This window comes from Sulfuriferula multivorans (assembly GCF_003851125.1).
In the GTDB taxonomy this organism is placed as follows: domain Bacteria; phylum Pseudomonadota; class Gammaproteobacteria; order Burkholderiales; family Sulfuriferulaceae; genus Sulfuriferula; species Sulfuriferula multivorans.
In genome coordinates, this window is record NZ_BGOW01000020.1 from 1 (window position 1) to 10,888 (window position 10,888).

Annotated in this window: 11 protein-coding genes; 2 read left to right on the forward strand and 9 right to left on the reverse strand. The window is 55.4% G+C overall.

The genetic code is table 11. From position 1 onward, the window contains the following. Positions 1 to 96: 96 nt before the first annotated feature. From EI185_RS18195 to dapC, 6 genes are all read right to left on the reverse strand, one after another. A complete protein-coding gene (locus tag EI185_RS18195; protein WP_223247794.1) occupies positions 97 to 732 on the reverse strand; it encodes a type II toxin-antitoxin system RelE/ParE family toxin in 636 nt (211 codons plus the stop codon). A gap of 494 nt (positions 733 to 1,226) precedes the next feature. Next, on the reverse strand, positions 1,227 to 1,400 hold the full coding sequence (locus EI185_RS18050) for a hypothetical protein (protein ID WP_189836377.1): 174 nt from the start codon (positions 1,398 to 1,400) through the stop codon (positions 1,227 to 1,229). Further along, positions 1,387 to 1,998 carry a hypothetical protein gene (locus EI185_RS11090; protein ID WP_124705222.1) on the reverse strand — a complete coding sequence of 204 codons (612 nt, stop codon included), beginning with the start codon at positions 1,996 to 1,998 and terminating at the stop codon, positions 1,387 to 1,389. The genes EI185_RS18050 and EI185_RS11090 overlap by 14 nt, the downstream gene beginning before the upstream one ends. Before the next feature lie 71 nt (positions 1,999 to 2,069). Beyond that, positions 2,070 to 2,888, reverse strand: coding sequence for a nuclease-related domain-containing protein (locus tag EI185_RS11095; protein WP_124705223.1), 819 nt, complete (start codon positions 2,886 to 2,888; stop codon positions 2,070 to 2,072). Positions 2,889 to 3,205: 317 nt separating this feature from the next. Further along, positions 3,206 to 4,027 (reverse strand): 2,3,4,5-tetrahydropyridine-2,6-dicarboxylate N-succinyltransferase, encoded by an 822-nt coding sequence (gene dapD / locus EI185_RS11100; protein WP_124705224.1) that lies wholly within the window; start codon positions 4,025 to 4,027, stop codon positions 3,206 to 3,208. 12 nt (positions 4,028 to 4,039) lie between these two features. Beyond that, a complete protein-coding gene (gene dapC / locus EI185_RS11105; protein ID WP_124705225.1) occupies positions 4,040 to 5,248 on the reverse strand; it encodes a succinyldiaminopimelate transaminase in 1,209 nt (402 codons plus the stop codon). A 31-nt stretch (positions 5,249 to 5,279) separates the two neighbouring features. On the opposite strand from dapC, the gene EI185_RS11110 reads away from it, so the two are divergent. Next, a complete protein-coding gene (locus EI185_RS11110; protein ID WP_124705226.1) occupies positions 5,280 to 6,185 on the forward strand; it encodes a DMT family transporter in 906 nt (301 codons plus the stop codon). Beyond that, positions 6,182 to 6,553 (forward strand): VOC family protein, encoded by a 372-nt coding sequence (locus tag EI185_RS11115; protein WP_124705227.1) that lies wholly within the window; start codon positions 6,182 to 6,184, stop codon positions 6,551 to 6,553. The genes EI185_RS11110 and EI185_RS11115 overlap by 4 nt, the downstream gene beginning before the upstream one ends. Positions 6,554 to 6,556: 3 nt before the next feature. Here EI185_RS11115 and EI185_RS11120 read toward each other — a convergent pair whose 3' ends face one another. Genes EI185_RS11120 through EI185_RS11130 form a run of 3 tightly spaced genes read right to left on the reverse strand, consistent with a single transcriptional unit; the run spans position 6,557 to position 10,888 of the window. Continuing rightward, positions 6,557 to 7,225: a tetratricopeptide repeat protein gene (locus tag EI185_RS11120; RefSeq protein ID WP_124705228.1), complete on the reverse strand. Its 669-nt coding sequence runs from the start codon at positions 7,223 to 7,225 to the stop codon at positions 6,557 to 6,559. 49 nt (positions 7,226 to 7,274) lie between these two features. Further along, positions 7,275 to 9,017: a BatD family protein gene (locus EI185_RS11125; RefSeq protein WP_124705229.1), complete on the reverse strand. Its 1,743-nt coding sequence runs from the start codon at positions 9,015 to 9,017 to the stop codon at positions 7,275 to 7,277. Continuing rightward, positions 9,011 to 10,888 carry a VWA domain-containing protein gene (locus tag EI185_RS11130; protein ID WP_124705230.1) on the reverse strand — a complete coding sequence of 626 codons (1,878 nt, stop codon included), beginning with the start codon at positions 10,886 to 10,888 and terminating at the stop codon, positions 9,011 to 9,013. The genes EI185_RS11125 and EI185_RS11130 overlap by 7 nt, the downstream gene beginning before the upstream one ends.

Consider the following 10,888-nt stretch of genomic DNA (forward strand, 5'->3'; position numbering starts at 1 on the left):
CGGGCTGTACTACTTTGCGTTTGGTCATGGTTTTCCTTTGGAGGTGGCAGTCTCCTGCCTAATGACCGTTTACACAAAATTATTTACACCCTCTGGTTAAGTCCCGCTCAGTTCGAAGCGCATCTGTTTACCCAAAGCCGCTGCTGCGCTCGCCAGTGTGGTGAGCGTGAGGCTGGTGTCCGTTTCATCCAGTAAGCGATTCAGTGCAGCCCGGCTGGTGTGCATTTTTTTGGCCATCGCCGTTTTGGTCAGTTTCTGAGCGGCCATCTCCTGCGCGATTTGCCAGGCGATTACCCGCTTCACGGCGACTGCCGTCGCTTCATCAAGCATCGCCTCTTCGGCAAGGAAGTCATCGAAGGCGCTACCGACGTGTGCATTACTCATTTCTGTCTCCCTTAACTGTTTCAATCGCTCTTGTGCGAGGTTCAACTCTGGCTTGGGTGTTTTCTGCTGCTTTTTGATGAAAGCGTGCAGCAGGATCATCATCCCGCCTTCTGTCACGAACAGCGTTCTGGCAATTCTGCCATCCAGGCGCGTTCGCACTTCCCAAATGCCACCTTCCACATGAGCTACCAAAGGCATCCCGAGTGTCCAGCCAAACTGCACCGTCTTGATGTCCTCGCCAATCGCTTTTTTGCCCGTGGCTGAAAGTGTTCGCAACCAATCCCGGACGGGCTCCGTACCGGCTTCAGTTCTGAAGAACCGGACGTCGAGGCTGGGTTTTTGGCTCATACGAAAATGTACCATTATTGATACGAAATCACAAGGAAACGCGGCGGAGTAAAGCAAGCAACCGACAGACCGGATGCCTTACCTGAGCAAACACTACATTTCGGGCTGCGCAGCGATTCACCGGATGGCAACTCGTGCAGCAAATGCTATTACTTCGACAATGACACCTGTAAACGCGGCCTACCCGCAGCCATCAGCACACATTAAAAAGAGGCTAAACGCCCATTTTTTTGTACCTGTTATCTAAATCAGGATTTCGGCGAGAAGTAATCGCAGTAGCCATTCGGGCTGACCGGGCCGATTAGGATGGTTAATTTGTTGGAATGTTAGACCTGACAACGCCGTTCGCTGGCTTATGGTTAAGGCAAAAGTCAAGGCCTGACCCTGCGGTGCCTGCCTGTGCCATATGGCGTTGCTGTAGTTTGAATTAACCGGCTGGCGCGCTTTTGCGCCAGTCCGGGTTGAATGATTTGTTGGGCATAAATCTGATATGACTAGCGTTTTTTGATTTCGCTCACACAGGCAGGACAAGCTGCTCCTTTCGGGTACCGTATGTTGTGAGTAGAGCACAACATAAATGTATCTCGACTTTCAATGAGTCGCTCAGGGCGTTTCTTGATGTCGGTTGGTGCATTACCTTTCCCTTTATTGTCTTCATTGGTGGCCATTTTTATATCTCCTCTTAGATGAAAGAAACTCAACCCACATACTCATTCGATGAAGAAAATCTATACTCCACATCAGAGTACAGACGGCAATTACGATAAACTTAAGGCGATCTGAGAATTGAGATACCCACATAAGCGTAGCGATAGATGCCAATAAACTGAAACGACCAGCTTCCTCTAAGCCTAAACACAATTGCTGCTGCCACCGCCTGTGTTTGTAGGCCTCGATAGAGAATGCCCCGAATAATCCGACAGAGCTGATTAGCATGAAATATGTCGGCAATTCGATATCTATATGCTTATCTACGAATGTAGGGTTTGTGGCAATCAGCACAAAGAATGCAGAAACAGAAAATCCACAGAGTGTAAGGCTGAGAATCCTTCCAGACTCAGTGTCCCTTTCCCCCTCAGAAAGTACTTCGGACCAAAACTCATAAAACCACCAAAGCATAATAAGACGCAGAAACAGAGGAATGCTTGGCAGAGACCACAATATCCATGTCTGATCAAGTTCTGGCATTTTTAGATCGAGGTAACCATTGGTTCCAAAATAAACGATGTTAAATGCAACGAGATAACTGATAAAACCTTGATGCATTCTGTTATGCCCAACGTAAAAGTAAGGGGCTGCGCGCTTTTGCGCAGTCCCGCTTGACTGACAGGTTAGAGCTAGGCGACAAGATTGAACTCCTTTTCCAACTCTTCAAGACTGAAAATTCGAACCTCAACTGGGAATGGGGTGATTCCAATGAGCGAGTGCAATCGTTTGACGAGTTCATCGTAATCAGAACTTGGTGCATCGGTAGCCACTGCTAAAACTAATGTGAAGTTATTGCGCACCGAATCCGGCAGACGCTCTGCAGCATCAAGGATGCTATGAAATACCTCTCTAAATCTTGGTGAGATGGAGCGGGCACTTCTGAAGTACTTGACCTCGATGGCAGTGACTTTCTCGTCGTTCATTACAACGCCATCAAATATGAAAGTACGGCCAGGGGTGGGGAACCTCACATCTCGGCGCACTGACTGCCCGAACTCTTTGGAAAGTTTGTTAAGTACTAACTCCTCAGCCAACAGGTAGCGACCGCGAATGTCGCGCTGTGCATTTGTGGAGATTGCTGCGGCATCTCGCTCTGGGAGCAATGGTGCAGCATCTTTTGTTTCTTGTGCGGATTCGTTCTCAATCTCACGAACTTCATTCCTGAGTTTCTCAGCCTTCTCTGTGGGCGATGCATTGCTAAGCGATTTAAAGAAGTTTTCCTCGTTCTTAAAGTCGGAGGGTGCGTACAAAACCTTGTGATTGAAATTTAAGGTGACAAAAAACAGAACTATCAACAGTAGTGGAAAGATCATGAGGAACCAAACGTAAGTTCCTTGATTCGCATCTGTGATGAACGGCAATACGGCTGTACCGCTTATCTCTGCGATCGCCGCAAATATTGCAATGATAGTCAGAGGGTTTCGTATTGTTCCAATTTTCTCAACCATTCGTAACTTCCTCAAAAGCTCTAACGTGTTCGAGTTGAGCGACACCCCGAAGGGGCGTTAGCCGGGAGCGCAGCGAGCGGTGTGTAATTCAAAAAAATTATTGCAAATATTTGTTTTTAAATAGATTAAAATAATTCCGCCCCCTAATTCTGTCGATAAAAACACCACAGGTCAGCCACCTCGACTGCTTGATCAAGTTCGAGGCAAGCTGCGGGTGAAACACTACAGCATTCGCATGTGGACTGAATCAATGAACGGGCTCAGGCACGATTAACTTCTTCCGATAATCGCCCCCAACCCTTCAACCAAAATCAGCCTTAAATCCCCCGCAGCAACTCATTAATCCCCACCTTGCTGCGCGTCTTTTCATCCACTTTCTTCACAATCACCGCGCAGTAGAGGCTGTAGCTGCCATCCTTGGAAGGCAGGTTGCCGCTGACCACGACGGAGCCGGCGGGGACGCGGCCGTACATGACTTCGCCGGTTTCGCGGTCGTAGATCTTGGTGCTCTGGCCGATGTAGACGCCCATGGAAATCACCACGTTGTCTTCGACGATGACGCCTTCGACCACTTCGGAGCGCGCACCGATGAAGCAGTTGTCGCCGATGATGGTGGGGTTGGCCTGCACCGGTTCAAGTACGCCGCCGATGCCGACGCCGCCGGACAGGTGGACGTTCTTGCCGATCTGGGCGCAGGAGCCGACGGTGGCCCAGGTGTCGACCATGGTGCCTTCATCGACATACGCGCCGATGTTGATGTAGGACGGCATCAGCACGACGTTTTTGCCGATGAATGAGCCGCGCCGCGCAGCGGCGGGGGGCACCACGCGGAAGCCGCCGTCACGGAAATCGCGGCTGTTGTAGTCGGCGAACTTGGACGGCACTTTGTCGAAATAATTGGTGAAACCGCCCTTGATGAAGTAATTGTCTTCCAGGCGGAACGACAGCAGCACGGCTTTTTTCAGCCACTGGTGGGTGACCCATTCGCCGTTTTCCTTGGACGCAACGCGCAGGTGCCCCTTGTCGAGTTCTTCGATGACGTGGGCGACGGCGTCCTTGAGTTTGGCATCGGCGTTGCGCGGGTTGATGTCGGCGCGGCGCTCGAAGGCTTCTTCAATGAGTTGCTGGATTTCGGTCATTTTTGTTTCCTTTTAATTGGTTGAAGTGTGTTGTTCGAGTAGTTGATAAATTCTTTGTGCAGCGTCAATGCACTCGGCCAGCGGGGCGACCAGGGCAATGCGGATGAAACCCTTGCCCGGATTTACCCCGGCAAAGTCGCGCGCCAGGTATGAACCCGGCAGCACGGTGACGTGGTAATCGCGGTACAGGCTGCGGGCGAAGGCGGTGTCGTCGCCACCCGGCACCTGTGCCCACAGGTAGAACGCAGCATCGGGCATCGGCGCCGGCATCACTTGCGCCAGCAACGGTTGCACGGCGGCAAATTTTTCCGCGTACAGGCGGCGGTTCTCGATCACATGCGCCTCATCGTTCCACGCAGCCACGCTGGCCATCTGGATGGTCGGCGACATCGCCGAGCCGTGGTAGGTGCGGTAGAGCAGGAATTTGGCGAGCAGCGCCGCATCGCCCGCGACAAAGCCGGAACGCATGCCCGGCACGTTGGAGCGCTTGGATAGGCTGGAGAACACCACCAGATTTTTGTAGTCGCTGCGCCCCAGTTGCTGCGCGGCCTGGAGCGCGCCCAGCGGGGGCAGGGTTTCGTCAAAGTAGATTTCCGAATAACACTCGTCGGCGGCGATAATGAAACCGTGGCGGTCGGACAATTCGAACAGTTCGCGCCAATCGTCCAGGTCCATTACCCGGCCGGTCGGGTTGTCGGGCGAACACACATAAACCAGCTGGGTGCGTGCCAGCACGGTTTCCGGCACGCTGGCGAAGTCCATGCGGTAACCATTTTCCGGTAGTGTCGGCAGATAATGCGGTTGCGCGCCGGCCAGCAATGCCGCGCCTTCGTAAATCTGATAAAACGGGTTGGGCGAAATTACCACCGGGCTGGCGAAGCACGGGTTGATCACCGTCTGCGCAAACGCAAACAGCGCCTCGCGGCTGCCGTTCACCGGCAATATCTGGGTGCTGGCATCGGGTGCGGGAATGCCGTAACGACGGGCAATCCAGGCGGAAATCGCGTGACGCAAGGCTTCCACGCCCGCGGTGAGCGGGTAGCTCGCCAGTCCGTCCAGGTTGGCAATCAGCGCATCCTTGATAAACTGCGGCGTGGCATGCTTGGGCTCGCCGATGGAAAGATTGACCGGCGTATATTGCGGGTTCGGCGTGATGCCGTTGAACAGCTCGCGTAATTTCTGGAACGGATAAGGCTGGAGGCGGTCGAGGTATGGGTTCATGGCCGCAAACGATGGAAAAAGCGTAATTATAATGCAGCACACAACCAAGCACTCAAACAAAAACTCGTTTTTACCCGTTCTCGCGTTGCTTGCCAGCGCCACTTTGTGGGGATTGATCTGGTACCCCTACCGCCTGCTGAGCGAGGCGGGGGTGTCCGGCCTGATGGCGTCCTTCATCACTTACGGGCTGGCGCTGCTGATCGGTGTGCCATTTTATTTCAAGGCCTTGCGTACCTTGCGCGGCAGCATGGGGTTATGGCTGGCGATTGTGTTCAGTTCGGGCTGGACCAATATCGCGTATGTGCTGGCAGTCATCGACGGCGAGATCATGCGCGTGATGCTGCTGTTTTACCTGGCGCCATTGTGGACCATCGTATTCTCACGGTTGATTCTGGGCGAGCGTCTGGGGCGCGTGGGTTACCTGATCATGCTGCTGTCGCTGGGGGGTGCCGTGATCATGCTCTGGCAGCCGGACGGGCGTTTGCCGCTGCCGGCGAATTGGGCAGAATGGATGGGGCTCTCCGCCGGTTTCAGTTTTGCTCTGACCAACGTGTTGTCGCGCCGCGCCAGCCATATCAGCATCGAGGCCAAATCGCTCGGTGTATGGCTGGGTGCAACCCTGATTTCGTTGCCGTTGCTGTTGCTCAAGCCGGATTCTTTTGCAGGCTTGACGCACTTGGGCCCGATGATCTGGGGCGGCCTGGTGCTGGTGGCTTTTGCCATGCTGGGCGTCACGTTGTTGATTCAGTATGGATTGATGCACGTGGCAGCCAACCGCGCCATTGTGATACTGCTGTTTGAACTGGTGGTAGCGGCGCTGTCTGCCTATTTTCTGGCGGGCGAATTGCTGCACGGCAAGGAATGGCTGGGCGCCGCGATGATTGTGGTCGCCAGCCTGTTTTCCGGCCACATGGAACACAAGGAAGAAACGGTATGACGATTGTTACGCGCTTGCTGCATGCGTCGCTACTGGTCGATGACCTGAGCGACGCTCGGAATTTTTACGAAGGTGTGCTGGGGTTGAGCGCCAGTCCTCAGCGTCCGGAAATGAGTTTTACAGGGGTCTGGTACGACATCGGTGCATGTCAGATACATTTAATCTGCCTGCCCAACCCTGAGACGGGTCTGACGCGCCCCGAACATGGCGGGCGCGACCGCCACATCGCGCTTGCCGTCACAGATATTTCCCAACTCAAGGCACGTCTCGACAATGCCGGTGTGGCCTACACCACCAGTCAGTCCGGCCGGTCCGCGCTGTTTTGCCGCGACCCGGATGGCAATGCGCTGGAATTTGTCGAGAGCTGAGTTTCAGTGCGCGGCGATTTCCTGTTTATGCGCCATATTGATTTTGGCCAGCAGTTTGGTTGCTTCATCGCGACGCCCGCTATCGGCATCTTCACGGCCCGTGCGCGGCGGGGTTTGCAAAACCAGATGCAGATGAGAAATGGCCTGGGCATATTCGCCTTGATCGGCCAAAAAATCGGCGTAGAAATAATTCGCATCGATGCTGCCCGGATCAATTTTTAATGCCTTTTTCAGGTACTTGCGGGCTTTAGCCTTGTCGCCGAAGGAAATTGGCCAACCCGGTACCTTGGCGTACAAACTGCCCATACATGTGTAAACAGCGCCATCCAGTGCCTGCGGGTTGATTTTTTCTGCATGCAGCAGCAATTCACGCGCTTGCCTCACTTTGATCAGCGCATCCACACCGCCTTCGACTGCGGCTGTGCTGGACAGGATCAGTGCGTCCATGATCATGGCTTCGGGTGCATCGGGATAGGTCTCGAGCAGGCTGTTTGCCTGACTGATCAGCGGCTGGAATGCGGCTGCCCGTGCCTTTTTCGGCGTTTGATAATTGACTTTGGCCCAACCATGACTCAGCGCGTCAATGGCGTTCATCAGGCTGGCGTCGCTGGCAAGGGCCGGAGACGCCATGCCAGACAAGCAAAACATGGCAATGATGAACCTGGTTTTCATATTGTTATTCATAGTCCGGGCACGAATTACTGGCTACGTTAACCCCTCATTATGAATTTCTGTATAGCGGCTCCAGAGAATCGGTGTTTTTTGTTTTAACCGGTTTACCGCCCGGTTTGTGCTGGTTAAATAAACTCCACAAGACATCCCCATGCCACTGCGCCTGCGTTTTCGCATATAGCGCACCATCCAGTTGGGTAATGGCATCGGCCAGTTCAGGCTCGCACAGGCGTGCCAGGGCGGTCAGACTGGCGGGTGGCGCCTGGCGCCAGCGCTGTTTTGCCCAGGCGAGCAATTGCGTTTTCGCCTGCGCTGCATTGTTCTCCATGCAGGCTTTCCTGAATTGTTTTTCCAGCTTGCCGAGCGTTTCTTCCGATGCCGCATCGGCCCCGGCTGAAGGCGTTTTCTGGTGCGCCCGCCACCACCAAGCGAGCAGTGTGATCAGCCAGCCCAAACCGAGCAACAATGCCAGCCACGGCCACCAGCGCTGAGAACCGCTGACGAGCGCGCCGGAAGATCGAGGGACATTGCTGGATAAAGTCGTTGATGCAGGTGCTTGAGTCACGAGGGGAGCCGGGGAGGGCGGCGGCGCGGATACCTGATTCGGGCTGCCGGGGAGAACGGTGATGCTGCGCGCAGGCAAACGTGCCACCTCCGCTTGATTGGTATTGACGTTCCACCATTTGATTTCGATGGCCGGCAGGGTGACATTGCCGGCACGCGTGGGAATGTAGGCGATTTTCTGCTCGCGCGTGCCGATGATGCCGTTGCCATCCTGACCGTTTTTCAGTGTGGGTTGATCCGGGTAGAGCTTGAGGCCGTCAATTTTTCCGCTATCCATTGCCGGCAATTGTGTCGCGGTCAGGCCGTTCGCTGTAATCGTCAGCGTGCGTGTGATCGGCTCGCCCACGGTAAATTTGGGCGGATTTTCCGACCATTGCTCGGTCAGTTGCAGATTGCTGGCCGGCAGCCATTGGCGAATGTCGTAGCCGGGAGGAACCGGTTTCACCGTGAACGCGACGGATTTGGAATCCAGGCGCAGCTGGCGCGTGCTCTGGCTGAAAGGGTTGAACATGAAGCCGCCGCCATTCTGATTCGCTTCGACGACACTGCCGTCAAAGACGATTGGAGCACTGCTGAATTGCCCGCTCTTTTGCGGAAAAACAGCGTAACGCCGTTCAATCACCGAATAGGCCTGACCATTACGCATCACCTCAAACGGATGGTCGGCGCCCAGTCGTTCGACCACCGCATCCATGTTCGGGAAGGTGGGGTCGCTCAGGCTGCTGCCTTCCCCCAGACTGAGGGCGCTATACAGTCGTACGGTAAAGATGATCTGTTGCTGCACATGCACCGTCTGCGGGGTTGCGCTGACTTCCAGAAACAGATCTCTGCTCTGTTGTGCGGTGCCAGCCTGATTGGCGGCGGAGACAGTGAGATTGATCGGTGCACTGGATTGTCCCCCGATGGGGATCGCCGGAATCTGTAGCTGTCCGGCATGTTTCGCCACGAGGCTGATCTGCCACTGGGTATTGTGAGAGATCTGGCCATTGATGATCTGAAAACTGCTGCTTTTACTTTGCCCGAGCACATCGAAGTCGCGCTTCAATGCGCTCAGATCGGGTTCTCCGCTACTGCTGTCACTGCTTAGCGTGAGGTTGAACGATTCATTCATGGCGACCGGATTGCGGTCCACCTGGGCCTGTAATGAAGCCGATGCCGGTGTGCAGGACAGCACACACAATGCTGCGATCAGGAAAATCAGAAACTGATTAAAACGAGCTTTTACCATGGCTGTTTTTCACTCTGTTGAAATTGCTGGTGCTGTTTGTACTGATAAAGAAACTTGCGCCGCCACAAGCCGCCTGGGTCATCCGGGATACGCCGCAGCCATTGTTCGTCTGCCTGTTGCAATTGCTTGCGTTGCTGCGCATCGGTCGCGACTTGCGCATTGCCGGAAGACGCCGGGTTCTGGTCCGCCGCCTGCGGCAATGGCTGTGCCTGACCCTGAGCCTGTGCCGGTGCGGCCTGGTCCGGGCGCTGTGTTCCTGTCTGCCCGGATGTATTGTTCTGCTGCTGCCCGGCACCTGGCTTCTGTTTGTCCGTGTTGCCCTGATTCTGTCCGGACTGACCAGATTCATTTTTAGACTGCTGATTGCCCTGCGCCGATTGCGGCGATTGGCCTGAGGATTTTCCTTGCTGTCCGTTCTGCGAAGAGTGCTGCGGATTACCGGCGTTTTGCTGACTCTGTTGCTGGTTTTTCTGTTGGTTTTTTTGTTGTTGTGTTTTCAATAATTTTTCAACCAGATTGCGGTTGTAGCTGGCATCGCCCAGCTTGGGGTCGCGTTTCAAGGCTGCATCATAAGCTTGCAGCGCCTCGGGCAGGCGCCCCAGCTGCGCCAGCGCATTGCCGCGATTGTAATCAGCTTCGGCGGTGTCGATGCCTTTCAGGCTATCCAGCGCAGCCTGGTAATTGCCGGCGCGATAATCGGCCGCCGCACGCCACTGAGGATCATGGAAAAGTTTGGCGGCAAGTTGCGGTTGTTTGGCATCCATGGCCTGCTGCCCGCGCTGATCGTCGCGCTGCCACAGGCTGCTCCATCCAGACGCATAAACCGGGTGCGTCTGCGGCAGGATGATCAGCAGCAACACAACGAGATAGCCACGGCGGAAAGCCAGCGCGCCGAGCAGCAGTAGCGGCAGCAGCAGCCACGGGCCTTCGTCGCGCCACTGATCGCTCATCAAGCCGTGGACCTTGATATCTTGCTGCTGGCCTAGTGGGAGCTTGAATGGCGCCAGTAATGCGTGAAAATCGCTGTCGTCGGGACTCAGACGCCGGTAGGCGCCGTGGCCCTGGTGTGCAAGCGTGGCCAGGCGGGCATCGTCCAGCCGGGGAATGACTATGGCACCGCTGTCGTTGGTCACAAATCCACCCGCAGGATTCGGGATCGGCGCGCCAGTAGGGGTGCCGACACCCAATACCGACAGCCGGTGCCCGGCCTCGACCAGATGGCTGATGGCAGTTTTGAGCGAATCGGATTCGCTGCCGTTGAGGCCATCCGTAATCAGCAGCACACCGCCGTGGGCAACGCCGGCCTGCTTCAACAGTTTCTGCGCCAGGCCGATTGCACGACCGGGGTGAGAGCCCTGTGCCGGCATCAACGCGGGGGTGAGGACCTCCAGCTGGCTGACGATGGTCTGTGCATCGGTGGTCAGCGGGCTGACCACAAACGGCGCGGCTGCATAGACGATCAGCGCCGTTTCACCTTCCTTTTGCTGGTTGAGAATATCGCGCAATTTCAGTTTTGCGCGTTCCAGGCGGCTGGGTTTGATATCGGTGGCGTCCATCGAGCGCGACAAGTCGAGCACCAGCACCAGCGCCGACTGCTGGCGGAATACCGGTTGCGCCAGTTTCTGCCATGCCGGACCGGCCAGCGCAACAATCGCCAGCACGCCGCCGAGGCCGACAGCAACCATGGCCCATGGGCCTTGCCGGGCATTTTTCCCGATCAGCAGATGCGCCAGCAAACGCGGATCGACCACACGCTGCCAGCTGCGGCTGACCAGGCGCCGACGCCACATCAGCCAAAGCAACAGGATCAAGGGAAGCAGGGCGAGCAGCCACAGGGGACGCAAAAAGTGAAATGCCGAAATCATTTCCAT